The 25,803-nt window shown below is 63.7% G+C and carries 22 protein-coding genes; 16 read left to right on the top strand and 6 right to left on the bottom strand.

The features are described from left to right. The first annotated feature begins 1 nt into the window (after position 1). On the top strand, positions 2-2,260 hold the full coding sequence (priA, locus tag E4633_RS03170) for a replication restart helicase PriA (RefSeq protein ID WP_135868808.1): 2,259 nt from the start codon (positions 2-4) through the stop codon (positions 2,258-2,260). A 131-nt stretch (positions 2,261-2,391) separates the two neighbouring features. On the opposite strand, the gene E4633_RS03165 is transcribed toward priA, so the two are convergent. The 3 genes from E4633_RS03165 to E4633_RS03155 form a co-directional block, all read right to left on the bottom strand. Next, on the bottom strand, positions 2,392-4,242 hold the full coding sequence (locus tag E4633_RS03165; RefSeq protein WP_135868807.1) for a cytochrome c3 family protein: 1,851 nt from the start codon (positions 4,240-4,242) through the stop codon (positions 2,392-2,394). 392 nt (positions 4,243-4,634) lie between these two features. Then, the gene (locus tag E4633_RS03160; protein ID WP_135868806.1) at positions 4,635-6,491 is read right to left on the bottom strand and encodes a B12-binding domain-containing radical SAM protein; all 1,857 of its coding nucleotides are present in this window, start codon (positions 6,489-6,491) and stop codon (positions 4,635-4,637) included. Next, positions 6,488-7,048, bottom strand: coding sequence for an MXAN_5187 C-terminal domain-containing protein (locus E4633_RS03155; RefSeq protein WP_135868805.1), 561 nt, complete (start codon positions 7,046-7,048; stop codon positions 6,488-6,490). Before E4633_RS03155 ends, E4633_RS03160 begins: the two co-directional genes overlap by 4 nt. A 150-nt stretch (positions 7,049-7,198) precedes the next feature. Between E4633_RS03155 and glmU the strand changes: the two genes are divergently transcribed. Both glmU and glmS read left to right on the top strand, forming a co-directional pair. Continuing rightward, positions 7,199-8,572, top strand: a complete 1,374-nt coding sequence (gene glmU, locus E4633_RS03150; protein WP_135868804.1) for a bifunctional UDP-N-acetylglucosamine diphosphorylase/glucosamine-1-phosphate N-acetyltransferase GlmU — start codon at positions 7,199-7,201, stop codon at positions 8,570-8,572. A gap of 87 nt (positions 8,573-8,659) precedes the next feature. Then, a complete protein-coding gene (gene glmS, locus E4633_RS03145) occupies positions 8,660-10,489 on the top strand; it encodes a glutamine--fructose-6-phosphate transaminase (isomerizing) (RefSeq protein WP_135868803.1) in 1,830 nt (609 codons plus the stop codon). A gap of 88 nt (positions 10,490-10,577) precedes the next feature. Here glmS and E4633_RS03140 read toward each other — a convergent pair whose 3' ends face one another. Together E4633_RS03140 and E4633_RS03135 are read right to left on the bottom strand one after the other, a co-directional pair. Continuing rightward, on the bottom strand, positions 10,578-10,871 hold the full coding sequence (locus E4633_RS03140) for a type II toxin-antitoxin system RelE/ParE family toxin (RefSeq protein WP_135868802.1): 294 nt from the start codon (positions 10,869-10,871) through the stop codon (positions 10,578-10,580). Beyond that, positions 10,859-11,047: a hypothetical protein gene (locus tag E4633_RS03135; protein ID WP_135868801.1), complete on the bottom strand. Its 189-nt coding sequence runs from the start codon at positions 11,045-11,047 to the stop codon at positions 10,859-10,861. The genes E4633_RS03140 and E4633_RS03135 overlap by 13 nt, the downstream gene beginning before the upstream one ends. 262 nt (positions 11,048-11,309) lie before the next feature. On the opposite strand from E4633_RS03135, the gene E4633_RS03130 reads away from it, so the two are divergent. The 6 genes from E4633_RS03130 (at position 11,310) to E4633_RS03105 (ending at position 17,536) form a co-directional block, all read left to right on the top strand. Continuing rightward, entirely contained in the window at positions 11,310-12,674 is a 1,365-nt protein-coding gene (locus tag E4633_RS03130; protein WP_135868800.1) for a glycosyltransferase family 87 protein, read from the top strand. 31 nt (positions 12,675-12,705) lie between these two features. Next, complete coding sequence (dcd, locus tag E4633_RS03125; RefSeq protein WP_135868799.1) at positions 12,706-13,224, top strand: dCTP deaminase; 519 nt, start codon at positions 12,706-12,708, stop codon at positions 13,222-13,224. Between the two features lie 229 nt (positions 13,225-13,453). After that, complete coding sequence (locus E4633_RS03120; protein WP_135868798.1) at positions 13,454-14,134, top strand: response regulator transcription factor; 681 nt, start codon at positions 13,454-13,456, stop codon at positions 14,132-14,134. Next, positions 14,131-15,489, top strand: coding sequence for a sensor histidine kinase (locus E4633_RS03115; protein ID WP_135868797.1), 1,359 nt, complete (start codon positions 14,131-14,133; stop codon positions 15,487-15,489). Before E4633_RS03120 ends, E4633_RS03115 begins: the two co-directional genes overlap by 4 nt. Before the next feature lie 53 nt (positions 15,490-15,542). Continuing rightward, positions 15,543-16,781 (top strand): hypothetical protein, encoded by a 1,239-nt coding sequence (locus tag E4633_RS03110; protein ID WP_135868796.1) that lies wholly within the window; start codon positions 15,543-15,545, stop codon positions 16,779-16,781. Positions 16,782-16,840: 59 nt separating this feature from the next. Further along, positions 16,841-17,536: a DUF1080 domain-containing protein gene (locus tag E4633_RS03105; protein ID WP_246037882.1), complete on the top strand. Its 696-nt coding sequence runs from the start codon at positions 16,841-16,843 to the stop codon at positions 17,534-17,536. On the opposite strand, the gene E4633_RS03100 is transcribed toward E4633_RS03105, so the two are convergent. Further along, positions 17,523-19,271, bottom strand: coding sequence for a response regulator (locus E4633_RS03100; protein WP_135868795.1), 1,749 nt, complete (start codon positions 19,269-19,271; stop codon positions 17,523-17,525). The genes E4633_RS03105 and E4633_RS03100 overlap by 14 nt on opposite strands. A 185-nt stretch (positions 19,272-19,456) precedes the next feature. On the opposite strand from E4633_RS03100, the gene E4633_RS03095 reads away from it, so the two are divergent. The 7 genes from E4633_RS03095 to cooS all read left to right on the top strand — a co-directional run bounded on the left by E4633_RS03095 (position 19,457) and on the right by cooS (position 25,659). After that, positions 19,457-20,116, top strand: a complete 660-nt coding sequence (locus tag E4633_RS03095) for a Crp/Fnr family transcriptional regulator (protein WP_135868794.1) — start codon at positions 19,457-19,459, stop codon at positions 20,114-20,116. A 154-nt stretch (positions 20,117-20,270) separates the two neighbouring features. Next, positions 20,271-21,158, top strand: a complete 888-nt coding sequence (locus tag E4633_RS21015) for an NADH-quinone oxidoreductase subunit B family protein (protein WP_135868793.1) — start codon at positions 20,271-20,273, stop codon at positions 21,156-21,158. Beyond that, positions 21,155-21,745 carry an NADH-quinone oxidoreductase subunit C gene (locus E4633_RS03085; protein ID WP_135868792.1) on the top strand — a complete coding sequence of 197 codons (591 nt, stop codon included), beginning with the start codon at positions 21,155-21,157 and terminating at the stop codon, positions 21,743-21,745. The genes E4633_RS21015 and E4633_RS03085 overlap by 4 nt, the downstream gene beginning before the upstream one ends. Beyond that, positions 21,742-22,824 (top strand): hydrogenase large subunit, encoded by a 1,083-nt coding sequence (locus E4633_RS03080; RefSeq protein ID WP_135868791.1) that lies wholly within the window; start codon positions 21,742-21,744, stop codon positions 22,822-22,824. Before E4633_RS03085 ends, E4633_RS03080 begins: the two co-directional genes overlap by 4 nt. Positions 22,825-22,832: 8 nt before the next feature. Next, positions 22,833-23,192: a hydrogenase maturation nickel metallochaperone HypA gene (gene hypA, locus E4633_RS03075; protein ID WP_135868790.1), complete on the top strand. Its 360-nt coding sequence runs from the start codon at positions 22,833-22,835 to the stop codon at positions 23,190-23,192. Continuing rightward, the gene (locus tag E4633_RS03070) at positions 23,189-23,755 is read left to right on the top strand and encodes a 4Fe-4S dicluster domain-containing protein (protein WP_135868789.1); all 567 of its coding nucleotides are present in this window, start codon (positions 23,189-23,191) and stop codon (positions 23,753-23,755) included. The genes hypA and E4633_RS03070 overlap by 4 nt, the downstream gene beginning before the upstream one ends. Beyond that, positions 23,752-25,659: an anaerobic carbon-monoxide dehydrogenase catalytic subunit gene (cooS, locus tag E4633_RS03065; protein WP_135868788.1), complete on the top strand. Its 1,908-nt coding sequence runs from the start codon at positions 23,752-23,754 to the stop codon at positions 25,657-25,659. Before E4633_RS03070 ends, cooS begins: the two co-directional genes overlap by 4 nt. The last annotated feature ends 144 nt before the right edge of the window (positions 25,660-25,803 follow it).

The raw sequence follows: 25,803 nt of genomic DNA, 5'->3' as shown, positions 1-25,803 counted from the left end.
CATGCAGACAGCCCGCCAGCACATCGTAGAGGTCGCCATCCCCCTCCCCCTGGAGGGAAGCTTCCACTACCTCGTGCCCGAACGCCTCTCGTCCGTGGCCGTGGCCGGCAAGCGTGTCCTCGTCCCCTTCGGCCGTCGCAAGGTCACCGGATACCTCCTGGGCGACGACGATCATCCAGGAGTGGGGGAGCTCAAGGAGGTCCTCGACGTCCTCGACGAGGAGCCGCTCTTCACCCCCTCAGAACTCGACTTCTACCGTTTCATCGCCGGATATTACCTGCACCCGCTCGGCGAAGTGATCAAGATGGCGCTTCCCGCCGGGATCAACGTGGTGAGCCGCTACCGCTGCGAGGAGTCCGAGGACGGCACGCCAGTCCTCAAGGAGTACCTGGCCGGGGGGAAAAGCGTGCGCACCGAGCGGATCTACACCGCCGACCCGGAGTGTGCGGCCCGTCCGCGCGGCAAGGGGCTGGAGATCCTGGAGTATCTCCTCGATGCGGGGCCATGCTCCGGCCCCGAGCTCAGGGAACGCTTCGGGGGGTGCACGGCACAGCTTGCGCGCCTGGTGGAGCTCGGCGCGGCAAGGCTCTCACAGCGCGAGGTGTACCGGGACCCGTTCAAGGCGCAGAGTTTCGGACACGACGCGCCACTGCCCCTGAACCAGGCCCAGGGCGAAGCGCTCGCCCGGCTCACCGCCGCACTAAGTGCCGGCTCCTTCGCACCGTTTCTGCTGCACGGGGTTACCGGGAGCGGCAAGACCGAGGTCTACCTGCAGACCATCGCGATCGCGCTGGCCGCAGGAAAGACGGCCCTCGTCCTCGTTCCCGAAATTGCCCTCACCCCGCAGCTGGTCGGCCGCTTCAAGCGCCGCTTCGACTGCGGCATCGCGGTGCTGCACTCCGGACTTTCCGACGGGGAGCGCTACGACGAGTGGCGACGCATCCGGCGCGGGGAGGCCTCCATTGTCATCGGCGCCCGTTCCGCACTCTTCGCCCCCTTGCAGGGGGTAGGGGTGATCGTGGTCGACGAGGAGCACGAAGGTAGCTACAAGCAGTCCGAGGGGGTGCGTTACAACGCCCGCGACCTGTCCCTCGTGCGCGGCAAACAGGCCGGCGCCGTCGTGATCCTCGGTTCGGCAACCCCGCTCGTCACGAGCTACCACGCAGCGATGCAGGGCAGGCTCGGCTACCTTCACCTCCCGGACCGGGTGCGCGAGCTCCCGATGCCCCAGACGACGATGCTGGACGCGCGCAACCAGAAGGGGGAGACCTTCCTCCCCGAGCTCGTCGAGGCGATGGGGGAGAACCTGGATGCCGGGGGGCAGACCCTGCTCTTTTTGAACCGGCGCGGTTTCGCCACCTACCTCGTCTGCGAGACCTGCGGCCACGTGCTGCGTTGCCCGAACTGCGCCGTCACCCTTACCTTCCACCGCATCAAGGGAAAGCACGTCTGCCACTACTGCGACTTCACCATGCTCCCCCCCGCCAGCTGCCCCGACTGCAAGAGCGGTGCGATCACCCTGCTCGGGCGCGGCACCGAACGGGTCGAGGACCAGGTCCAGAAGCTCTTCCCGGACGCCCGGGTCTCGCGCATGGACCGGGACTCCACAAAGGGGAAGGGGGGGCATGCGCGCGTCCTGAAGGAACTGGAGGACGGGACGGTGGACATACTGATCGGGACCCAGATGATCGCCAAGGGGCACGACTTCCCCGGCGTCACCCTGGTCGGGGTGCTCTCCGCCGATGCCTCGCTGAACCTCCCGGACTTCAGGAGCGCCGAGCGCACCTTCCAGCTGGTGACCCAGGTGATGGGTCGGGCCGGGCGCGGCGACAAACCGGGACGTGTCTTCGTGCAGACGCTCGCCCCCGGGCACTACGCCCTCACCCACGCGGTCGCCCACGACTACGAGGCGTTTTACCGCGAGGAGATCGCCTTCCGCGAGGAGGTGGGATATCCTCCCTTCGCGCACCTGGCCGCGCTCACCTTCTCGGCGGTGGCGGCGCGCCAGGGGGAGAGTGCTGCGGACGAGGCGGCCGCTCTTTTGCGCAAGATCAAGCGGGAGACGCGCCTGAGGGTCGAGGTGCTAGGTCCGGTGACCGCTCCGCTTGGGAAGGTGCGTGGCCGGTTCCGCTGGCAGATCCTTCTGAAAGGTGTGGAGCGTGCCGATCTGCACCGGCTCCTCTTCCATTTCCGCGGCGGCTTCAGCCACCCCTCCACCGTACGCCTCACCATCGACGTCGATCCGGTGGACATGCTGTAGGCGCTGCTTCCCTCGACGAAGCCGTCTGACCAGTCGGACCGGTCTGACTACTCAGACAGCTCAGACGGCTAAAAACAAAAAGGGGCCTCCCGAATGGGAGGCCCCTTTTTTACTGCATGTTCAGCAACCGCTTAGTGGTGCGGGTGCATGAAAGCGTAGATCATCAGCAGCAGCAAGGTGATGCCGGTGAACAGCGCGGTGAAGCCGAAGGCCTTCAGGCAGAAGTCATAGAAGATGCCGGAAGACTTCTTGGCAGCGAACTGCTCGGTGATCCCGTCCTTCTCGTAACGAGCCCACTGATCGCCACGCTCTTCGACGAACTCGTGCTTGGACATCTGGCCGTTGAAGATGACGAAGTCCATCGGGAACTTCTCCGGACGCCCGTGGGTGTTGAAGAAGTGGACCGAGAAGATGAAGCCGGTAGCCAGGAGCGCCTCGTCCGAGTGGATGATGGTCGCCACGTTGAACGCCCAACCCGGCAGGAACATGCCGAAGAACTCGGGGAACCAGAGCATCAGGCCGGAGCCGCCGATGGCGAACATACCCCAGAAGACCGCGATGAAGTCGAATTTCTCCCAGTAGGTCCACCTTTCAAAGGTCGGCTTCGGACCCTTGAAGAAGAACCAGCGGACCATGCCGATCACGTCGCTGATGTCGCGCAGGTTCGGGCAGAGGGAGTCCGGTCCGAAGAGCCTCTGGATCGGGTTGCCTTTGATGTCCTTCCTGACGAAGAGGAAGTGGATGCTCATAAAGAGCGCCATCGCGAAGTAGACGAAGGTGATGCCTGCGCAGACCCTGTGGAAGAAGCCTGCATTGGGCGCCCCGCCGTAGAGATCCATGAGGAACTTGGCCCATACCTGGTCGCTGAACTTGAGCGGCAGACCGGTGAGGGAAAGGCCGAGGAAGCTGATGATGACCAGGAGGTGCATGAACACGTGGACCCTTCTGAAGCGGCGGTACTGCTTGTGCCCTTCGGGGACGTGATGCATGATGATGCCTTCTTCGAGCGCTGCCGCCTTCTCACGGTTCTCCACGAAGCCGCGGATCATCCAGAGCAGGGTGTGGATCCAGAAGACGGTGAAGGTGCCGACCAGCAGGCCGGTCATCGCGATGAAGGTGTAGAACAGGATGGGGTACTTCTCGCGGTCGTTGTGCTCGCCGTGTGCGTAGAACTTGGTGAAGAGCTGGCTCCCCTTGGCGTGGCACTTGCTGCAGGTCTGAACCAGGTTCGCCGGGTTGACCGAGGACTTGGGATCCTTGGAGGGGAGGATGGCGTGCGCGGTGTGGCAGTCAGCGCAGCCGGCAACCTTCTCCGGATAGCCCAGGCGGTAGTTCTTGCCGTGGTAGCTCTCCATGTAGCTTTTCACGGCCACTTCGGAGATGTGGTTACGCTCGACGAGTTTCTGGTCGGCGTGGCAGCGGAGGCAGACCTTGGTATGGAACTCGCGGTTCTCTTTCGAGTTCGGGTCACCAAGCGCCTTGATCTCGTGCAGGTTGTGGCAGTCGTTGCAAGCTGCCGAATCCTGGTTCCCGGCGAGGACGCCCTTGCCGTGTACGGACTGGCTGAAGCCGCGCTCGTCTTTGTGGCACTGGGTGCACTTGACGATGACCCTACGCTTGTCCTTGTTCCAGTAGGTGTGGCTGTGCATGTCGGTGTGGCACTGCGCGCACCCGACGCCCTTCTCGCTGTGGATACTCCTTGCGTGTTCGGCCGCTTCCTTCTTGTGGCAGCGCACGCACTGGACCTTACCCACCTTGATCTCGCCCTTCATGTGCTTGGCGAGTTCAACGATCTCGATGTGGCAGCTGGTGCAGCCGTTTTTGCCGTGCACCGAGTTGGCCATCTGCTCGGCAGAAATCTTGTTGCCGTGGCAGCCAAGGCAGGTTGCCGGGTCGATGGCCAGGCCCTGTGCTGCAAAACCGGGCCGGGCTAGTGCGAGGAGCAGTAGCAGCGGGATGAGGCGTGTGAAAACTTGAACCATTGTGATCTCCTGTATTTAGGATCGTTTTAGAACGCTTTAATCTGGGTCGGCGCTCGCAACGGCGGCTACTTTAATACGCGCGGCCTAAGAAATCAACTGAAAAAGCGTCAATTAATAAGCAGGATACAACTTCACGTTCAATGTTTTTCACGCTGTTTATGTGACAATGCCGCTTCTTTATCAAGATGGGCGCCAACTAAGATTATGTTTACAAGTACACGGATTCTTTGTAATGGCAGCTGTGGGTGGTCGGGATCTATGACAGAGCGATGATTAATTGCGCACCATTGGAGAGGGACCCGGCGGACGCCTGTATTGTCCCGTTTTAATGCGTTCGGGTGCTGGGCAGGGGGGAGGAGGCAGGGGGGAGGAAGAAGACTAAAATGGTCCCATTAATCTGCAGGCGGGGACGCGAGCTGCACGATCCCTTCCCCGATGGCGAATTCCAGGAATTCCCGGGCCTCTTCTTCCGAGAGTCGTACCTTTCGGCAAAGCTGCCGTGCGCTCATTTTCCCGTCCAGTGCCTGCAAAAGCTCGAAATAGGCGGGGGACAGCGATTCGGTGCACACCTCGCCGTGCGCGGGGTAGATGACGGCGCAGGAACCGGTGGCCTGGAAGCAGGACGCGAAATCGGCGAGATCGGGCTCGCCGGCTTCCAGGATTTCGAGCACCTCGTAGTTGAAGCGCGCGAGCGTGGAACTGGCGAAGAGCTGCAGCGGCTCCTGCAACAGGTCCAGCTTGCGCAGCCGTTTCGGGGAGAGGGGTGTTGGCGGCGCCGCCATGAGCGCCGACGCGTAATGATGGTGGTAGTCGACCAGGTCGAGGGCGAGCGGTAAAAGCTTCGCCTTCCTGCGCTCCTGGAAGATCCGCTCCAGGAAAGTGCGCTGCATCCCCCAGATCGCGTCTTCGGGGACCTCGGCTTCCGGAGTCTCCCCCATGAAAGCGGCGAAGTGGGCCAGGAAGGCGCTCGGGCTGAGCCGCAAGGCGGCGACTACCGAGTTGAACCAAGCCACGGCCTTTCCCCTGCTGTAGAAGAGATCGCAGGCCGCGGCAAGCCTGCCGGCATCAACGAGTTCTTGCGGCGTGAAACCTTGGGTGGCAAGGACGGTGTAGGGGGGCGTGTCCAGATGCTTCAAGCCGAGCGACGCCGCCTTTCCGTAAAGCCGCGTACCGGGAAGTACGGCGAGCGGGAAGATGTCGAGGTGGTTCGGGTACAGCGACAGGGCGAAGTCGAGTGAAGAACGGAAAAGCTCCGGCGTATCCCCCGGCAGTCCGAAGATGAGGTCGAAGCCGAAGATGGCGCCGCTTTGGTTCAAGAGAAAGACGCGGTTCACGAAATCGTCGCGGTCGAAACCGCGTCCCACTCCGCGCAGCACGGCGGCGTCGGCGCTTTGCAGCCCTATCTGCAGCGAGCAGGTGATGGAGGCGAAGAGCCCGGCCATCTCCGCGTCGATGAACTCGCTTCTCACCTCGAAGTGGAAGTGGATGTCCGGCGCCACCTTCCTGATGAGGCGCAGGATCTCCTTCGCGCGCTTGGGCACCTTGTTGAAGGTGGAGTCGAGCACGAAGACCTGGGGGACCTTAAGACGGGCGAAAAGGCGCAGCTCCGCCTCGATCCTCTCCATGGAAAAGCGGCGTACCCCGCCTGCCCCCTTGTGATCGAAGCAAAAGGAGCAGGCGAAGTCGCAGCCGCGCGAGAGCTGCCAGAGCGCGCCGCCGACGGCGGAAGGATCGAGCCTTCCCGAGAGGTAAGGGGAAGGGATCGTCTCCAGGTCGGCGGGAGAGGGAAGGGGAGCGGAGGATGCGCCCGGCAGAAGCACGCCAGGGATGCCGTCTGGTTGCGCACCCTCCAGGAGACGGCGCACCGCCTGCGGCAGGGCGGTTTCACCCTCGCCGCGGACCACGAAGTCGAAGGCACCGTCCAGAAGGCCGTCGGGGTTCGCGGTAGGCTCGGCGCCTCCGGCGCAGAAGAGGGCGGCAGGGAGCAGGGGACGCAGGGCCACGGCCATGGCGAGGGCGCACTCACGGCTCCAGACATAGATCGAGAAGGCGACGAGGTCGGGTGCGCGGGAGGCGACGGTCCTGGCACACGCGGCGGGATCGTCGTCGGTGAAGAACTCGAGGATCTCGGTGTCGACGCGCCCGGCGAGGGTGACGTCGGACAAAAGCGCCTCCCGGAGAAAGGCACAGGCAAGCGGCACCGCTTGCGGCGATGGGTACGGGTGAATTGCGATAAGGGCTATTTTCATGGATTCTTCGGGCGGGCCTTCAGGGAGGGTTTGCCACCCTCGATCACGACGACGAACTCGACGTCGCGGCAGCGGTACTTCTCCATAAGCGCGGGTTTTTGCCGGTTGATCGCCTCGGCGAGCTTCTCGCGGGTCACGCTTTCAACCGGGAGGTTGCAGGCGCGGCGGGCGTTCACGTACTGCTGGTAGATGTTCTCGATCTGTGCATCCTGCGGGGGAGCGGCGGTGGTGCTTTTCTTCTCGGCCTTCTCGGCACGTTCAGCCTGGTGCAGCGACATGCGGAAGCGGTCGCGCTGGAACTTCCCCTCCTCAATGAGGCGGTTGGTGCGGGCCCATTTCTGCTTGTGCACGCTAAGCGTAGAGACAAGCGATTCGTACTTGAACCTGTGGCTGGTGTTCGGGATGCTCACGTTCTGGTAGCGTCTTACGGCGCGCTCGACCGCGTCGAGCAGGCGCAGCGGCTCCCGCTTCTCGATGCCGAAAAAGTACTGCTCGTACTTGATAATCAGCTCGCGCAGGTCAAGCTCAAGCTTGGCTATGTCCTCGGCGACTCCCATGAAACCTCCACCGCAGGACTATAGCCGTAAGTGACGGATTAGTAAACGATAAAAGGATGCAGGGCGTCGAAAACCGCAGGCGAAACAGCTTGACCTGGTGAGTCATTGTTGTTAAAAAAGAACAATTTGCTCGGCCGCAAGGGGGAAACCATGAACAAGACATCAGCAATAGTGCTCGCAGCCGGTATGGGAACCAGGATGAAATCGGATCTGGTCAAGGTGATGCATCCGGTCGCCGGCCCGCCCATGATTGAGTGGCCGGTAGCCGCAGCCTTCGCCTCCGGCGTCGAGCGCTGCGTCCTCGTGGTGGGGCACCAGCAGGAGAAGGTACGCAACTGCTTCGCCGGGCGGACCGAGGTGAGCTTCGCGGTCCAGGCCGAGCAACTAGGCACCGGGCATGCGGTCGCCTGCGCCATGCCGGAAATAGATTCGGATGCCGACACCGTCCTCATCCTCTGCGGCGACACGCCGCTTTTGACTGAGCAGAGCCTGCGTGCCATGCTGAAGGCGCATGCGGAGAGCGGGGCCTGCGTGACCGTCATGACCGCGACGGTAGAGAACCCGTTCGGCTACGGCCGCATCGTGAAGGACGAGGCGGGGAACGTGGTGGCCATCACCGAAGAGAAGGACGCAAGTGAAGCCGAGCGCCTGATCCGCGAGGTGAACGCGGGGGGGTACTGCGTGGACCGCGCCTTCCTCGCCGGGGCGGTGGCGAAACTGGACAACAACAACGCCCAGAAGGAATACTACCTGACCGACGTGGTGCGGCAGGCGCGGGCGAAGGGGCTTTCCTGCCGCAGCTATCAGGTGGGCGACTCCCGTGAGATCTCCGGGGTGAACGACCGGGTACAGATGGCCGAGGCTTCCCGGGTGCTGCGCCGGCGCATCAACGAAGAGCTGATGCGCGCAGGGGTCACCATGATCGACCCGGACGCGGTCTACATCGAGCGCGGCGTGCAGATCGGGCGCGACAGCGTGATCCATCCCGGCGCCGTGATCCGCGGCAACACCGTGATCGGCGAGCGTTGCCGTATCGAACAGAACACCCTCATCATCGACTGCCGCATCGCCGACGACGTGGCGGTGAAAGCGGGGAGCGTGCTCGAGGAGTCCGTCGTCGGTCCCGATGCCGCCATCGGCCCCATGGCGCACCTGCGCCCCGGCACCGAGCTCTCGGCCCACGTTAAAATCGGCAACTTCGTGGAGACCAAGAAGGCCTTCATGGGCGAGGGATCCAAGGCCTCCCACCTCACCTACCTGGGCGACGCCACCATCGGCCGCGACGTGAACATCGGCTGCGGCACCATCACCTGCAACTACGACGGGGTGAAAAAGCACAAGACCGTGATCGAGGACGGCGTCTTCGTGGGGAGCGACGTGCAGCTGGTCGCCCCGGTCACGGTGGGGAAAAACTCCCTGATCGCCGCGGGAACCACGGTGACGAAGGACGTCCCGGCCGACTCGCTTGCCATCGCCCGCTCGCCCCAGGTGAACAAAGAGGGGTGGACCCTCAGGAAAAAATAACTGTTGCTGCTTCCGACGAGATGTTATCCTGTAACGTCTTGGGAACTTCCCTTTGTTAATTAAGAAATCGTCGAAACGGAGTCATACATGTGCGGAATCGTAGGATTCACCGGCCACCAGGAGGCCACCTCCATCATCATTGAAGGGCTGAGAAAGCTCGAGTACCGTGGCTACGACTCGGCCGGTATCTGCACCATCAACGATGGGAAGGCGAGCATCCGGCGCAGCGAAGGCAAGCTCTCCAACCTGGAGAAGCTCCTCGCGGCGAACCCGGTCGTCGGCACCGTCGGCATCGGGCACACCCGCTGGGCCACCCACGGTCGTCCTTCCGAGATCAACGCCCATCCCCACCAGGCCGGACCCATCGTCGTGGTGCACAACGGCATCATCGAGAACTACCTGCAACTGCGCGAGGAACTGAAGGCGCAGGGGCACGTTTTCAAGAGCGAGACCGACACCGAGGTCATCGCGCACCTGATCGACCAGTACATGAAGGGGACGGGTAACTTCGAGAGCGCGGTGCGCCAGGCCCTCGCCGTCCTGCGCGGCGCCTACGCCATCTGCATCGTGAGCGAGAGCGAGCCCGACAAGCTGATCGCGGCGAAGCACGGCGCGCCGATGGTGGTGGGACTTGGCGAAGGGGAGTTCTACGTCGCCTCCGATATCCCGGCGATCCTCTCCCACACCCGTTCCATGATCTTCATGGAGGATGGCGAGATGGCGGTCTTCAAGGGGGGAAACGCCCAGTTCAGCAACGTGCAGGGGGATTTGCTGGAGAAGAAACCGCGCCACATCGACTGGTCGCCGCACATGGCGGAGAAGGGGGGCTACAAGCACTTCATGCTCAAGGAGATCTTCGAGCAGCCCCGCGCCGTGCGCGACACCATCGCCGGCAGGCTTCGCGAAGAACAGGGTGACGTCTACCTCGAGGATCTTGCCCTCACCGAGGAAAAGCTGAAAGATATCAGCCGTATCTGCATCGTCGCCTGCGGCACTTCCTGGCACGCGGCGCTGGTCGGCAAGTTCCTCATCGAGGAGTACTGCCGCATACCGGTTGAAGTGGATATCGCCTCCGAGTTCCGTTACAGAAACCCGGTGGTGGACGACAACACCCTGGTGATGCTGATCTCCCAGTCCGGCGAGACCGCCGATACCCTGGCCGCCATGCGCGAGTCCAAGCGTCGCGGCGGCGCCTGCGTCGCCATCTGCAACGTGGTGGACTCCTCCATCGCACGCGAGGCCGACGGTGTCATCTACACCCACGCCGGGCCCGAGATCGGCGTCGCCTCCACAAAGGCCTTCGTCACCCAGTTGATCGCCCTCTACCTCTTCACCATCCGTCTCGGACGCGCCCGCGGCGCTATGGACGTGGAAAAAGGGAGAAAGCTCATCTCCGCGATCGTGCGCGTCCCCGCCCTCATGGAAGAGGCGCTCAAGCTGAACGAGCAGGTGGAAAAAGTGGCGAGGAACTACCTCTCCGCCCGCGACTTCCTGTACCTGGGGCGCGGCATGAACTACCCGATCGCCCTGGAAGGGGCCTTGAAGCTGAAGGAGATCTCCTACATACACGCCGAGGGGTACGCGGCCGGCGAAATGAAGCACGGTCCCATCGCCCTCATCGACGAGCACATGCCGGTCGTCGTGCTGGTCCCCAAGGGGGCGACCTACGAGAAGGTCTTCTCCAACATGGAGGAGGTCATCGCCCGCGGCGGCCGCGTCATCGCGGTCTGCTCCAAGGGGGACGCCGAGGTGGCCGACAAGGTCGAGGTCGCCCTCGAGGTTCCGGAGGACGGCGATGAGGTGATGCCGATCATCATCTCGATCCCGATGCAACTGCTCGCCTATCACGTTGCCGTGCTGAAGGGAACCGACGTCGATCAGCCGAGGAACCTGGCGAAGAGCGTCACGGTGGAATAGGTTTTACCGCAGTGGAAATTTTAAAGGGGAGATAGCGCAAGCCGTCTCCCCTTTTTTTCTGAGTGTCAGAGTTAAATGTAGGGAAAGCTCACAGCACCTCTTCTTTTAGCAGCCGTTTCCCATGGATGACGGCAAGGATCAAAATCTCAGATCCTGAAGTGCGATAGACGATGCGGTAGGGGTCGACGATGACTTCGCGTAGGGGAGAAGTGGGGAACTCGGGGAGAGGGCGACCGGAAGTCGGGAAGATTGCAAGCCGTTCCACAGCAGCAATCACCTTGGTGACTTGGTGTTGCGCGTAGAATTGTGAATCGAGGGCGATGTAGTCGAAGATTTCCTCGAGGTCTGAAAGCGATTTTTCAGACCACGTTATTGTTGCCATCTGCGCTTTAGCCTTTGCACTGCCTCTTCATGGCGCAGAGAACGGCCTTCAGCAATGTCGGTCTCGCCGGCCTCAATCTTCTCTAGAAGATAGAGGCGATACATTACTTCCTCGGTGTCTACCTGCTCAGGAAGGTCCTCAAGGAAGCTTTCGAGTTTGGCTTTTGCAATGTGCATTGCACACCTCCTATAGCTAGCGCCTCCAATGGTATACCGTAATCCTACACCTTAGTCACGTTCCAATTTTGAGCTAAAGCCGTTCGCTTCGAAGCCACACGCCGGCTCGTTCGTCCTGCCCAAGCTTGACCTCCTTTACGCAGGTAGTATCCTATCGACTCGTTTACTCACTCGGTTTCAAGTGGCGCAAGCTGAGTCGAACGCTACAATTGCACTGATACTTGTGTGATGGCAATGCCTGGTGGAATGGAGCGGAGGGGGTGTGGCTGAGTCAGGACACGTCATAAAGAGGATAGTCGTCTCGATGCCGTCCTTCGCCAAGCCGGTCCTGGCGACTCTCATTGCCGTCTGCGGAACACTCTCCCTCTGGCGACTGGTCCAGTACTTCACTCCCGAGTACATATACCAGAGGGATTTTATTCAGGAATACCTCCTGGCGAAGGCGGTCCTTACCGGCACTGATCCATACGCTCCCCTCCCGGAACTGGCGAAACGCTTCCTTGGCCCCCTCACCACCGCCGTTTTTCAGCATCCCACACCCCATCCTCCGGCCGTCGGGCTGCTCTTTTCCCCGCTTGGCCTTCTTTCCTACCAGCACGCGGTGCAGACGTGGTTCGTCATCCAGCTTGCCCTCGTGGCGGCGTCGGCGTACGGGATGCTGCGTTGTTTGGAGCTGCGGCCTACGCCCTTTGTCGTGCTCACCTGCTCCTTTCTCGCAGTCACCTGGAGCCCGTTTTTCCAGGATCTGGTACTCGGCCAACTGATGACCCTGAAACTCGCCCTGCTTATCGGGACCTGGTACATGCTGAAAACCGGTCGGGAAGCCGGCGGCGGCCTTTTTCTCGGCGCCGCTATCGCCGTCAAATTCATCGCGTGGCCGCTGGTGCTTCTCCTTGCCGTGCTGAGACGCTGGAAGGCCGTGGTCGCGGCGGGTCTAACCGTCCTCGCGGCCAACGGCGTCGCCGCCATGGTCATCGGGAGTGACGCCGTCATCGCCTACTACACCAAGGTCGGGCCGCTGGTCTCCTCGCTGTATCGGGGGCACGCTTCCAACTTCTCGGTCTGGAGCATTGCCGGGAGGCTTTTCGCAGGAACCGACTCGCCGGCTATGTGCGGCGTGAAGGCTGCGCCGCTCTGGAGCGCACCCGAACTCGCCGGGCCCCTCGCGTTCGTTGCGCCGGTGGTACTGCTCGGGGCGGGGTTATTCGCCTCCGCACGCGTTTCGAAATCATCTTTCGATGCTCCCTTCGCCCTCATGGTCTGCGTCAGCATCTTGATCTCTCCGGTCGCCTGGAACTGCTATCTTGTGCTGGCAGCCATCCCGGCCGCCCTCGTCGCGAAGCGGCTGGTTGAGCAACAGTTCCCGGTCGTCCCAACCAACGCAGCAATCATGGCCGGGGCGCTTTTGATGGTGCCGCCGACCACTCTGAACCGACTCATGTCCGGCATGGGCGACCCAGCGTCTGCCGGGGCGTGCCGCCCGTTGGTTCCCTTCCCGGTTACGACGATCAGCCTGGTCCCTCTCGTCGCAGTGCTGGTGCTCATGTGGCTTGTGTGGACCCTGGAAGTTTTTTCAGCCGGTAGCAGGGTAGAAGATGGGCGGGGCACAAAGGGGCTGCCCGGATAAGGAAGGCGGTACACACTAGGGAGGTGGCAAAATGTCGATACTCGTAGGCCGGGAAATAACGGCGGCGATCGGACGCGGGGAGATAACCATAGAACCGCTGGACCCTTCCCAGATCGGGCCGGGCTCCGTAGATCTCACCCTGGGAAACGACTTCAGGATTTTCAAGAAGCAGACCGGGCTCTGCCACGTGCACAACGAGTCCGATTTCGCCGACGTGACCGAAGCCGTCTCGGTGGCGGACGGGGAATTCATCACCATCGCACCCTGCGAGATGGTTCTCGGGATCACCAGGGAGCGCATAACGCTTGCGGAGACCGTCGCCGGATGGCTCGAGGGAAGAAGCCGGTTCGCCCGTTTCGGGCTGGCGGTGCATGTCACGGCCGGGTTCATGCAACCCGGGATCTCGAACCGGCAGGTGCTCGAGATCGTGAACCTGGGGCACAAGCCGCTGGCGCTCTACCCGGGGACGAGGATCTGCCAGTTCGTTTTCGAGCGCTGCATCGGGACGGCGAAATATCACGGGAAATTTTTCGACCAACTTAAGCCTTGATCCACGCCTTTGCCACACTCACCTCCAGGCAACGGTGCACCCCTCTCTCCGTTACGGGTATCGTGCAAAGCCCGCTTCAGGTTTAACTTCTGCCTTCACGAACCAGGCGGACCGACCGTGCGTCGATAACCCGGCGCTCCGACGGCTATTCTTACTTCTTTGTCAGAACAACTTCAGTTGAGACGGATGACCGATTTCGCTGATACTGCAAACAGTTCAAGGAGCGTGAATGCACGTGCTGGTGATAGAGGACGAAAAGAAGGTGGCCGATGCCTTGAAGGTCGGGCTCGAGGCCGAGCAGTACCAGGTGAGCGTGGCCTACAGCGGTGAAGACGGGTTCTACCAGCTGAGTGCCGGCACCTTCGATTTGGTCCTGCTCGATCTGATGCTGCCGGGGCGCGACGGGCTCGAAATCCTTACCACCATGCGAAAGCGCGGCTTTGAGATGCCGGTGCTGATACTGACCGCGCGCGACTCGATCGAGGATCGCGTCCTCGGGCTGGACAGCGGTGCGGACGAGTACCTGGTGAAGCCGTTCGCGTTCCCGGAGTTGTTGGCCCGCATCAGGCTGATCCTGCGCCGGGAAAAGAAGGAGACTCCGGTGAAACTCTCCCTGGGGGGGCTGGAGATGGACCTGGTAGGGCGGAAGGTGAAGCGCGACGGCGAGGGAATCGAGCTGACGGTCAAGGAATTTCAGCTCCTTGAGTACCTGTTGCGCAACCAGGGGAGCGTGGTGACCCGCGAGATGCTGGCGCGGGACGTCTGGCAGGTGAAGGAACGCTCGACCCCGCTCGACAACGTGATCGACGTGCACGTCGCCAGGTTAAGGCGCAAGGTGGATGGCCCGTTCGAGCGCAAGCTGCTCAGGACGGTAAGAGGGCTTGGGTTCACCATGGAGGAAGGGCAATGATCCTCAGACCGCGCAGCATACGGTTGCGCTTGACCGTCTGGTACGCCGCCGCCCTGGCCGCCATCGTGATCGCCTTCGCGCTCGGGGTGTACCTCTTCGTCCGCGCCAGCCTGCTGCGCGAGATGGACGCGCAACTGGAGCGCGACCTCGCCACGGTGACGCGGGTGCTGCGCGAGGAGCCGTTCGAGATCAACGAACTGGCGCAGCACGGCTCGGTGGAATTTTTCCAGGTGAGCCATGGGAACGTGGTCGTCGCCGAGACGCCCGGGTGGAGCAAGGAGGTGCTGGAGAAGGCGCTCGCCGAGGTGCCGGAAGGTCCCGCTCGCTCCTGGCGTTCACACGCCGGGCAACCCTTCCGGATCAGGAACGCGGTACTGCAGTTGCCGGGACAGCCGCGTGTCGTCGTCGCCGAGAACGAACAGACGCTAAGGACCAGTCTGGAAAGCGTCGCCATCATCCTGCTCGTGGGAAGCCCGCTGGCCGTGCTCATGGCGGTGTTGGGCGGGTATTTGCTGGCCGGTCGGGTCCTCATTCCCATCGAGACGATGACGGCGCGGGCGGGTGTCATCACCGCGGAGCGGCTCTCCGAACGGCTTCCGGTGGAAAATTCCGACGACGAGTTCGGCCGCCTGGCGCTGATGCTGAACGGCACCTTCGCGCGGCTGGAGGATTCCTTCGAGAGGCTGCGCCGCTTCAGCGCCGACGCCTCGCACGAGTTGCGCACGCCGCTCACGGCGCTCAGGAGCGTGGGAGAAGTAGGGTTGCAGCGGGAACTGGATGCCGCCGGCTGTCGCGAGGTGATTGCCAGCATGCTGGAGGAATCGGACCGGCTGACCAGGTTGGTGGACAGCCTGCTGACCTTGAGCCGCGGTGACGCGGGGGCGCTTTCCGTGGTGAGGGAACGGGTCGAGCTCGCGCAGATGGCGGCGGACGTGGTGGAGATCATCGGGGTGCTGGCGGAGGAAAAGGGACAGACGATCGAACTGCGGGCCGAAAAGGGGCTTTACGCCATGGTGAACCCGGAGATGCTGCGCCAGGCGCTGATCAACGTGCTGGACAACGCGGTTAAGTACTCGCCGCCGAGAGGACGCATCGAGGTGCGCGTGCGCAGGACGGAGCGGGGCGAGGCCGCGCTCGAGGTGCAGGACCAGGGGCCGGGAATCGCGCGGGAACACCGGGCACTCATCTTCGACCGCTTTTACCGAGCCGACCCCGGACGCTCTCGCGAGATGGGTGGGGCGGGGCTTGGCCTCGCCATTTCGCGCCAGGCGGTGGAGTTGAACGGCGGCAGGATCGAATTGGAGAGCGAAGAGGGACGGGGCTGCAGGTTCAGCATCCTGCTTCCGATCACATAAACCGCACGTAACGTGGGACGGCAAAGGCGGCACGGCCGCCACAGGAGGAAAACATGAAAAAATCGATCATCTCGGGATGCGCGGGGCTCGTTGCCATGCTGTTGGCCGGAACGGCGCTGGCCGCCGGTGCCGGTACCGGAGGGATGAACTTCCCGCAGGGGACCGCCACCCCTTCCGAGACCTGCGGAGCGTGCCACAAGGCCATTTACCGGGAGTTCGCCTTCGGCTTCGGCAGTGATCTGCACTACCGGCCGACCACCATTCCGCAGAAGGAAGGGGAGGCGATACCGATGCCTGCGGGAGTTTCGGCTACCGCCACCGCCCACGCCTTCGCCGGGTCCGAGAAGTACCCGGTGCACGCCCGAGAGGCTGAGGAGGAGGGGCGTTCCTGCAACGTCTGCCATTACCCCGAGCCCTTCGCCATTCCCGACATCAACGTCGCCGAGATGAGCAAGCCGAAGGCCCGGGGCAAGGACAAGGAGGCAGTCGGCATCACCTGTGCGAGCTGCCATCTCACCCCGGAAGGGAAGATCCGCTCCGCCCATGCCGTCAATGCGCCGCACGAGACGGTGGCCGATCCCGCCATACAGACGTCCGCCATGTGCGCCTACTGCCACAGCATGGGGAAACGGGTGGCAGGCAAGCAGACGCAAACCTTCCTCGAATGGCGCGAGGACTTCTTCAAACCGGGGCTTGGCAAGCAGCAGTGCCAGGATTGCCACATGCCGCGCACGATGCGCAAGGTCGCCGAGGATTATGACAACCCGGAGCGCCCGGTGGCGCGCCACCTGTGGACCGGTGGGCGCTCCCAGCAGCGCCTGGCGAGCGCGCTCAGCATGGCGATCAGCCAGCCGGGCGAGGGGAAAGCCGATCTCGCCTTCCATCTGATCAACATCGGCGCGGGACACTCGGTCCCCACCGGTTCCAACCGTCGCGCCGTCTACCTGAACGTTGTGGTGACGGACCAGATGGGCAAGCCCGTAGCGACCAGGGAATGGATGTTCGCCCCTTCCTACGGCCCCCGCCCGGACGACAGGAAATTCCTCGAGGAAGACAAGAAGCGTCCCGATGCGATCGCGGCGAGCCAGGCCGATGCGCAGGGGCCGCATGAGGCGATCATCAGGGCCGGCGAGGAGCGCATCCTCACCTGGACCCCGGCGCTTCCAAGCGGCACCTACACGGTGAAGGCGCGCCTGATCTACGACCTCAACCGTTACAACAGCCGCTCCTACACCGAGGATCAGACCGATATGAACGGGGTGACCTTCACCTTGAAGGTCAAGCAGGGGTGACAAAAATGCGCCGGGAGTGCCGACAGATGAGCCAGGTGAAGAGAAACTGCAGGAGAATTTTGACGATACTTGTGACGGCGGCTGCCTTGGCCGCTACAGCACTTCCGGCCTCGGCGAAAGGGCAAATCGGGTTTGCCGGGGAGAGGCCGGGAGCCGAAGCGCGGAGTTTCAGCGCGCTGGTCGGGAGCTGGCACGTGGACCGGGACGGGACCCGCGCCGTCTACGCGGTCGACGGCCGGAGCTGGGAACAGGGCGTCCTGGCTCCGGCAGCCCCCGTCAAGGCGAAGGCGTTCTACGGATCGGGCGCCCCGCAATTCCTTGCGGGACTGGAGCGGTACCGATACTTCCCGCTGTCGATCTGCAACGAGGTCAGAAACTTCCGGGGCGGGAGCATCGAGGTGGCCTTCAAGGGGGTGAGCGGCACGATCGATCAGGCGGCGGGGATCGCCTTCGACATCAAGCCGAACGGGGACTACCTGCTGCTGCGCGCCAACGCACTGGAGGACAACCTGGTCCTGTTCCGTATGGAACAGGGGCGGCGGACCACGGTGCAGTGGGCCGGCAAGGTGCCGGTCCCGTCCGGCCGGTGGCACGATCTCAGGCTCGTCGTGGAAGGGAAAAGGATACTCGGATACCTGAACGGGGTGAAGTATGTGGATCAGCCCTGGAGTGAACCGGTCGACGGCCGCATCGGCCTCTGGTCGAAGGCCGATTCCTATGTTTTCTTCGACAGGTTCACCGTCACGGAGAGATGAAGTCCGAGGGACAGCAGGGGCGTAGCCACCTTGACACCACCTCCCGGAGCTGATCGAGGCTGAAGGGCTTGCTGAGATAGTCGTCCATGCCGGCGCCGAGACAGAATTCGCGGGAGCCGGCCATGGCGTGGGCGGTGAGGGCGACGATGGTGGTATGTCTGCCGGTGCCGCGCTCCTTGGAACGTATCGCATGGGTCGCCTCGTAACCGTCGAGCTCCGGCATCTGGCAGTCCATGAAGACGAGATCGTACCCTTTGCAGGAGAGCGCCGCGATCGCCTGCACGCCGTTTTGAACCACGTCTACCTGGCACCCGAGCGCGGTGATCATGGCGTGGGCCACCTCGCAGTTGACCGGGTTGTCTTCGGCCAAGAGCACATGGGCGGCAAAGGCCGCCGCGGAGTTTTCCCCGTCCGCCTGCTCTTCGCGGGGCGTCTCTCGCTGAAGCTTCGGTACCTGCGGGCTCTTGCCGAGAAAGACTATGAAGCTGAAGGTGGACCCTTTTCCCGGCTCGCTCTCGACGCCGATCTCGCCTCCCATCAGCTCGACCAGCTGCTTGGCGATGGCGAGCCCGAGACCGGTCCCGCCGTATCGGCGCGTCGTGGAGCCGTCCACCTGGGCGAAGAGGTCGAAGACGGTGTCAAGTGCCTGCGCCGGGATGCCGATGCCGGTGTCCTTAACCTCGAACCCGACGTGATGCCCCGCGCCGCTTTCCTCGATGAGGTTGACCCGGACCTCGACCGAGCCCTGCTCGGTGAACTTGAGGCCGTTATCGATGATGTTGATCAGCACCTGGCGCAGACGGTTCGGGTCGCCGACGGCATGGCGGGGAACCTTGGCCGCCACTTCGAGCTCGACCGCCACCCCCTTGCGCCGCCCGACCTCGCGGTACAGCTCGACGGCCCCCTGCACAGCGTCGTGCAGATCGAAGGTGATCTTCTCCAGCTCCAGCTTTCCCGCCTCGATTTTCGAGATGTTGAGGATGTCGTTGATGATGGCGAGGAGCGACGCCCCTGAGTGGTGCAGCATTTCGGCGTAGCCGCGCTGCCTCTGATCCAGGTCGGTGCGCAGCAAAAGTTCCGCCATGCCGAGCACGCCGTTCATCGGGGTGCGGATCTCGTGGCTCATGTTGGCGAGGAACTGGGACTTGGCCCGGTTCGCCGCCTCGGCCGCCTCCTTTGCCTCCCTGAGCTCCGCGATGATCGCCTTCTGGTGCAGGTTGGCCCGGGACAGCTCCGCGGTCCGCTGCGACACCTTTTCCTCGAGGTCGCTGTTCGCCTGGCGCAGTTCCTTCATGATGCGCGTGTTCTCGACGGCGAGGTCGGCCAAGGTGCGCACCAGGTCGTCGTGTTCGCTCATGAGGCGGCGCCGCTCCAGGGTCTTGTTCACCGTGGTGAGCACCATCTCCAGGTCGTCGAACGGTTTGAAGAGGTAATCTTGGGCTCCCAGGCGTAGCGCCTGCACCGCGGTCTCCAGCGACACGTGGCTCGTCATGATGATGACGTCGACGCCGGGGTGGGACTCACCGATGGCGCGCAGCACCTCGATGCCGCTGATCCCCGGCAGGCGCACGTCGAGCATGACCAGCTTGTACGGTGTGCGCTGCAACTCCTCGAGGCACTCCTCGCCGGTCGCGACCCCGGAGCTGTCGTACCCCTCCTTGCAAAAGAGTTCGACCAGGACCGAAGTCACCACCTCGTTGTCATCGACGATCAGTATGTCGCGTCTCGTTCCCATGAATCGCTCCCCGTCAAAAAACACATTGGAGAAGGCTAACAAAAAAAGAGCCCGCGGCAAGATTTTGGTCGACAGGCGGTGCCCTGCAGTCATTGGCCGTATACGCATCGAGTGCGTTACCCGCCTTGCCTTTTGCATTCGGGCTGCTTCATAATGCGCCGGTAACTCTGATGGAGGAGCTATCGATGCATAAAAAGATGAAGCTTTCCGACGCGGACCTCCTCTCGCTCTTCCAGGCCGACCCCGAGTTTCAGGCCGGCTTCACGCCGCGCCGCTACGACAGAAAAACCCTCATTTACTCACCTTTCGAGGAGAAAAACCTCGTCTTCGTGGTGCGAAGCGGCAGGCTGCGCATCTACCTCGCCTACGAGGACAAGGAGTTCACCCTGGCCCTCCTGGAGAAGGGGGACGTCTTCAGTACGCACACCCCCGCTTTCGTACAGGCCCTCGAGGGGGCCGAGATCCTGGTCTGCAGCACAACAACCTTCCGCGAGGCGCTGGCGCGCCGCCCCGAATTCTCCCTCACCATGGTGAAGGTGTTGGGTGAGCTCCTGCAGAGTTCCATCCAGACCATCGAGGGACTTGCCTTCAAGGACGTCCGGCTGCGCCTTGTCGAGTTCCTAGTGGGAGCGGCGGCGGACCGTGGGCGCGTGACCCCGCAGGGGACCGTGGTGCAGCTAGGCCTCGGCACCGAAGACATCGCCCTCCTGGTCGGCACCACCCGCCAGACCATCTCACAGATCGTCAACGACTTCATCAAGGCAGACCTGTTGCAGAAGATCGACCGCAAGACCCTCCTCATCAAGGACCTCGACGCCTTCAAAGAGATGAAAGAAATCCCCTGATCCCGTCAGGCAGTTCCTTGCCGGAACCATCCAGTCGGTCCAGTTCCCGCCTAAGAAAGAAAAATCTCGAATTGTCGGCTCCCCGACAGACCGCGCGTCATTTTTCCCCTACATTGCCTCCCATGCTGCAACTTGTCTGCAATGGGAGATCTCGATGCACATCCAGGCAGAAGAAAATGCGATAGAGCCGGTACGGCTGTTCCGCATCAACACCGGGTCCTGCAACGGCTGCGACGTCGAACTGGCGGTGACCTCGGCGGTGACCGAATTCGACGTGGAGCAATTGGGCTGCCGCTACACGGAAGCGGCGCGCGAGGCTGACATCGTCCTCATCACCGGGCCGCTCACCGTCCGCGCCAGGGAAGAGGTGCTGCGGCTTTACGCTGAGACGCTGCAGGACAAGGTAACAGTCGCGGTCGGTGTCTGCCCGGTGTCCGGGGGAGTTTTCCGCGACAGCTACGCCGTCGACGGTCCGCTCGAGCGCCACCTGCCGGTGGACGTCAATATCCCCGGCTGCCCGCCGCGCCCCCAGGCCCTCTTGGCGGGCATCGCAGAGGCGCTGGAACTGCGGCGTGTCCGCCGGGACGGTGGGACGCCGACTCGGCGGGCGGTACCCGTCGACAACTTCCCCGTGCGCGGCAGGCTGAGCTACGACGCCGGCTCTTGCGTGGACTGCCGTATCTGCCGCCATGTCTGTGCCGCTGGTGCGATCCGTTTCGAAGAGGGAGAAAATGGCGTCAGCCTGACTCTCTGGCATAACAGCTGCGTTTTCTGCGGCCTGTGCAGCCACTACTGCCCCACCGGCGCCCTCTCCGTTACCGGCGACTGGCGTCTCGACCACCCCGCCGCTGACGCCTTCCGCCAGGTCGAGCGGGGCGAGGTCCCCTACGCACCCTGCGTCGGCTGCGGCGAGCCCATCGTCCCGGCCGCCCCGCAGCTCCTGCATGCCGCCTTCCGCCGCCCCAACCCCGACATCGAACGACTGAAAAGCCTCTGCCCGGCCTGCCGGCAACAGATGAGCATAGGAGTGCCCAGACGATGAGCGATTGCATCAACCTGACAAGCGAAATACGGGAGAGGGTGCCTGGAGGGGGGGTGAGGGATGGTTTTGAAGCTTGCGTTGCAGCCGCCCTGGTTTGTGCCGCCGGCGAGGAAACCGAGGTGCTTTGGTGCCAGGACCACAAGGGGGTCCAGACCGGCTGGTGCCGCCTCCCCTCCGGCGAGTCCCTGCTACCGGCGGCGCGCGCCGTGGCGGAGCTCGACGGCCGGCTCGCCATGGTGACCGCCTACCTGCCGGAACGCGCCCGGGAGAAGGGCGAGCGCGAGATCGCCTACCACTTCGACCTCGACGGCACCACGCTGACTCTCACTGTCATTCTCCCGCTTCAGTGGGCGCGGGTTCCCTCTCTTACCGCCATCTTCCGCAACTGCGATTGGCAGGAGCGGGAGTTGATGGAACTGTACGACGTGCAGGTGGTGGGACATCCCGACCCGAGGCGCCTGTTCCTCGATCACTCGCTACCCCACGCCCCCTTCGAGCGCCTGGTGCCGTATTCCACTTTCACCAACGCGGCAACCGGCAAGGCTCTTTGGGACAAGGTCCTTGCCGGCGAACGGGAGGAGCCATGAGCACGAAACTGATCGAACTCGGGCCGCATCAGCTCGCCCTGGAGGAGCCGATGTACTTCCGGGTGAAGCTGGAAGGGGACCGGGTCGCCGACCTGGACGTCCTCCCCGGGCAGGTGCACCGCGGCATGGAGCACCTGGTGATGCGCCGCAACTTCTACCAGAACATCACCCTGCTGGAGCGCCTCTGCTCCCTTTGCTCCAACAGTCATCCGAGTACCTTCTGCGCGGCGGTCGAGGAGGTGGCCGGCATCACGATTCCCGAGCGGGCCGAGTACCTGCGCGCGGTAGCGGACGAGATCAAGCGCATCGCCTCGCACCTCTTCTGCTGCGCGGTGCAGGCGAACGTGATCGGCGAAACCGCGCTCTTTAGGCGCGTCATGGAGGTCCGCGAGATCATGCAGCGCGCCAAGGAGGCGATCTACGGCAACCGGATGGACCTGGCGGCGAACGTGATCGGCGGCGTGCGCTACGACCTGAGCGTCGAGGGGGCCGCCTACCTGGCGCGGCAGATGGAGGCGATGAAACAGCCGCTGGACGAGCTCTATCTGCAATACGACAACAACCCGGCACTCCTCGTGCGCATGGCCGGGGTCGGGGTGCTGCCGCGCGTGGCGGCGCGGGAGTACGCCGTCGTGGGGCCGGTGGCGCGTGGCTGCGGCATCGACTACGACGTGCGCAAGAAGAGCCCTTACGGCGCTTACGACCGGCTGGAGTTCGAGGTCGCCGTGCAGGAGGCGGGGGACGTCCGGGCGCGCAACCTGGTGCGTCTTGCCGAGGCGCGCCAGTCGGTGTCTCTCATCGAGCAGTGCCTGGCGCAGCTCCCGGGCGGGTCGCTCTGCGCCGACACCCTCCCCGAGATCCCGGCGGGGGAGGCGATCGCCAAGTCCGAGGCGCCGCGCGGCGAGCTCATGTACTACCTGAGGACGGACGGCTCCGACATGCCGGTGCGTCTCAAGTGGCGCGTCCCTTCCTACATGAACTGGGACGCTCTGAAGGTGATGCTGAAGGGGGAGCCGGTTGCGAACATCCCGCTCATCGTGAACAGCATCGATCCCTGCATCGCCTGCACGGACCGCTAGGGGGCGCCATGCACGAGATCACCCTCGTTACCGGTCTTTTCGAGATCATCAAGGAGCAGGTGGCGGCGCGCGGCATCGAGTCCATCTCGAAGGTGCGCCTGAAGGTGGGAGAGCTCGCCGCGGTGGAGCCTATGACGCTCACCGCCTGCTTCGAGGTGGTGGCAGAGGGGACGGTGGCCCAAGGGGCACGGCTGGAGATCGAGGAGGTGCCGCTCACCGGACGCTGTCGCGGCTGCGGCGCGGACTTCAGGATCGCAGATTTCAACTTTACCTGTCCGTCCTGCGCGTCGGGCGATGTCGCGATGACCGGCGGCAGGGAACTGTATGTGGAGAGTTTGGAGGCCGTATGCAAAGGAGACCATCAATGAAGCGACAACGTGAAAATGCCATCGTCTTTGCCGACCCGGAGCGCTGTCTCGGCTGCCACGGCTGCGAACTGGCCTGTGCGGTGGCCCATTCCGGCACCGGCCTGCACCAGGCGGCGCTCGCCGGGCTGACCCTGAGGCCGCGTAACCGCGTGGTGGCGGCGGGCGGGGTGATGATGCCAGTGCAGTGCCGCCAGTGTGAGGATGCACCTTGTGCCGCGGCGTGCCCCACCGGGGCGATGCTGCAGGAGAGCGGACAGGTCGGGGTGCGCGAGAAGAACTGCGTCGGTTGCAAGGTCTGCGTCATGGTCTGTCCCTTCGGCGCCATCAGCGTGAAACACGAGGGGAGCGATCCCGAGAGCTGCCGCACAAACGGCGGGATCGCGCGCAAGTGCGACCTCTGCGCCGGCACCGGGCGCGAGCTCCCGGCCTGCGTCGAGGCGTGCCCCACCAAGGCGCTCTCGCTCGTCGACCTGGAAGAGTACCGTCAGACCCTTATCGAGGCTCGGGCCGCCGAGCTGGCCCAATCGCTCCAACATCTCAAATCAAGGAAGGCAAGGATATGACCATGAAGCTCAGCACCGATCCGTCCGCGGCGACCCTGTTGCCCATCGCGAAAAAAGAAGGCATCGCCACCGTCTGGGACCGTCACCGCGCCATGCAGCCGCAGTGCGGCTTCGGCCAGTTGGGTGTCTGTTGCCGCATCTGCTGGAAAGGCCCCTGCCGCATCGACCCCTTCGGGGACGGCCCCCAGCGCGGCATCTGCGGCGCCGATGCCGACACCATCGTGGCGAGGAACGTGATCCGCATGATCGCCGCCGGCGCGGCGGGACACTCCGAGCACGGCCGCCACGTGGCGCTCGCCCTGCAGGGGGTGGCGGAGGGGAGGCTTCCCGCCTACCAGATCCGCGACGAGGCGAAGCTGCGCGCGGTCGCGGCGAAGCTCGACATCTGCACCGAGGGTGAGGACATCCCGGCCATCGCCGCCGCGGTGGCGAAGGCGACACTCGAGGACTTCCAGAACCAGGACCACGACGTCCCCTGCAACTGGATCGAGGCGACCCTCACCAAGAAACGCCTGGAGCGGCTGCAAGCCCTGCACGTCCTGCCGCACAACATCGACGCGGTGATCACGCAGATCATGGGACGCACCCTGGTCGGGTGCGACGCCGACCCGGTGAACCTGATCCTCGGCGGGATCAAGGGGGCGCTCGCCGACTTTAACGGCATGTGCCTTGCCACCGAGCTCTCCGACGCCCTCTTCGGCGCTCCCGCTCCGGTGGTGACCGCGGCGAACCTCGGCGTCATCAAGCAGGATGCGGTCAACATCGCGGTGCACGGCCACAACCCGCTTTTGAGCGAGGTGGTCTGCGAGGTGGCGGGGCAGATGGACGAGGAGGCCAGAAAGGCCGGTGCGAAGGAGGGCATCAACATCGTCGGCATCTGCTGCACCGGCAACGAGGTGATGGTGCGCCACGGCATTCCGCTCGCGGCGAACTACCTCTCCCAGGAGCTTGCGCTCGTCACCGGCGCGGTGGACGCCATGGTGGTCGACGTGCAGTGCATCATGCCCTCGGTGAGCGAGATCGGGGCCTGCTTCCACACCGCCGTGATCACCACCATGGCGGAGAACAAGATCCCGGGCGCGACCCACGTCGACTTCAAGGAGGAGACCGCCCTGGAGAACGCGCGCCGCATCGTCGCCACCGCCATCGACGCCTACAAGCGGCGCGACCCGCGCCGGGTGAACATCCCGGACTTCAAGCAGACCGCCATAGTCGGTTTCGGCGTCGAGTCCGTGCTTGCCGCGCTGGCCACCTTGAACGCAGAAGACCCGCTCCAGCCGCTCATCGAGAACATCGCCAACGGCAACATCCGCGGCATCGCGCTCTTCGCCGGATGCAACTCGACCCAGGTGGCCCAGGACAGCAGCTTTGTCACCATGGCGAAGAAGCTCGCCGCCAACAACGTGCTCATGCTCGCCACCGGTTGCGGCGCCGGGTCCTTCGCGAAGCACGGCCTGATGACCCAGGAGGCGACGCTCGAGTACGCGGGCGAGTCGCTGAAGGCTGTCCTGACCGCGATCGGCACCTCCGCCGGTCTGAACGGGCCGTTGCCGCTCGTTCTGCACATGGGCTCCTGCGTGGACAACAGCCGCGCCGTCCAGGTGGCCGTGGCGGTCGCCGACAAGCTGGGCGTCGATCTCGACCAGCTTCCCCTCGTTGCCTCGGCGCCCGAAGCGATGTCGGAGAAGGCGGTCGCCATCGGCACCTGGAGCGTTGCCCTCGGCATCCCGACCCACCTGGGCACCATGCCGCAGGTGACCGGATCGGCAAAGGTGACCGAACTCCTCACCCAGACTGCGAAGGATCTGCTGGGAGGTTACTTCCTGGTCGAGCTCGACCCGGAGGTCGCGGCGGATAAGCTCCTGGAGGTGATCGAGGAGCGCAGGAAGGGCCTGGGAATTTAACGGAATGGGGCCGACGGCTCCTCCCCCCGGAGGGGGGAGGTTGGGAGGGGGGGAGGTCGAGCGAGCTGCTGCGCTCCCCCCTCCCTAACCCTCCCCCTCCGGGGGCGGGGACGTGGACCAGGGCAAAAAACAATGGAGTAGGAA

This window comes from Geomonas terrae, assembly GCF_004791675.1.
GTDB classification, from domain to species: Bacteria; Desulfobacterota; Desulfuromonadia; order Geobacterales; family Geobacteraceae; genus Geomonas; species Geomonas edaphica.
This window is presented reverse-complemented; position numbering and strand designations above follow the sequence as displayed.

Bases quoted from the DNA above. Each gene is read 5' to 3' on its own strand.
- E4633_RS03120 (WP_135868798.1), top strand. From the start codon at position 13,454: ATGCACGTGCTGGTGATAGAGGACGAAAAGAAGGTGGCCGATGCCTTG.
- E4633_RS03085 (WP_135868792.1), top strand. From the start codon at position 21,155: ATGAGCGATTGCATCAACCTGACAAGCGAAATACGGGAGAGGGTGCCT.
- cooS (WP_135868788.1), top strand. From the start codon at position 23,752: ATGACCATGAAGCTCAGCACCGATCCGTCCGCGGCGACCCTGTTGCCC.
- E4633_RS03095 (WP_135868794.1), top strand. From the start codon at position 19,457: ATGCATAAAAAGATGAAGCTTTCCGACGCGGACCTCCTCTCGCTCTTC.
- E4633_RS03100 (WP_135868795.1), bottom strand. From the start codon at position 19,271: ATGGGAACGAGACGCGACATACTGATCGTCGATGACAACGAGGTGGTG.
- E4633_RS03140 (WP_135868802.1), bottom strand. From the start codon at position 10,871: ATGGCAACAATAACGTGGTCTGAAAAATCGCTTTCAGACCTCGAGGAA.
- hypA (WP_135868790.1), top strand. From the start codon at position 22,833: ATGCACGAGATCACCCTCGTTACCGGTCTTTTCGAGATCATCAAGGAG.
- E4633_RS03135 (WP_135868801.1), bottom strand. From the start codon at position 11,047: ATGCACATTGCAAAAGCCAAACTCGAAAGCTTCCTTGAGGACCTTCCT.
- glmU (WP_135868804.1), top strand. From the start codon at position 7,199: ATGAACAAGACATCAGCAATAGTGCTCGCAGCCGGTATGGGAACCAGG.
- E4633_RS03155 (WP_135868805.1), bottom strand. From the start codon at position 7,048: ATGGGAGTCGCCGAGGACATAGCCAAGCTTGAGCTTGACCTGCGCGAG.
- priA (WP_135868808.1), top strand. From the start codon at position 2: ATGCAGACAGCCCGCCAGCACATCGTAGAGGTCGCCATCCCCCTCCCC.
- E4633_RS03080 (WP_135868791.1), top strand. From the start codon at position 21,742: ATGAGCACGAAACTGATCGAACTCGGGCCGCATCAGCTCGCCCTGGAG.
- E4633_RS03070 (WP_135868789.1), top strand. From the start codon at position 23,189: ATGAAGCGACAACGTGAAAATGCCATCGTCTTTGCCGACCCGGAGCGC.
- dcd (WP_135868799.1), top strand. From the start codon at position 12,706: ATGTCGATACTCGTAGGCCGGGAAATAACGGCGGCGATCGGACGCGGG.
- E4633_RS03160 (WP_135868806.1), bottom strand. From the start codon at position 6,491: ATGAAAATAGCCCTTATCGCAATTCACCCGTACCCATCGCCGCAAGCG.
- glmS (WP_135868803.1), top strand. From the start codon at position 8,660: ATGTGCGGAATCGTAGGATTCACCGGCCACCAGGAGGCCACCTCCATC.
- E4633_RS03110 (WP_135868796.1), top strand. From the start codon at position 15,543: ATGAAAAAATCGATCATCTCGGGATGCGCGGGGCTCGTTGCCATGCTG.
- E4633_RS03115 (WP_135868797.1), top strand. From the start codon at position 14,131: ATGATCCTCAGACCGCGCAGCATACGGTTGCGCTTGACCGTCTGGTAC.
- E4633_RS03165 (WP_135868807.1), bottom strand. From the start codon at position 4,242: ATGGTTCAAGTTTTCACACGCCTCATCCCGCTGCTACTGCTCCTCGCA.
- E4633_RS21015 (WP_135868793.1), top strand. From the start codon at position 20,271: ATGCACATCCAGGCAGAAGAAAATGCGATAGAGCCGGTACGGCTGTTC.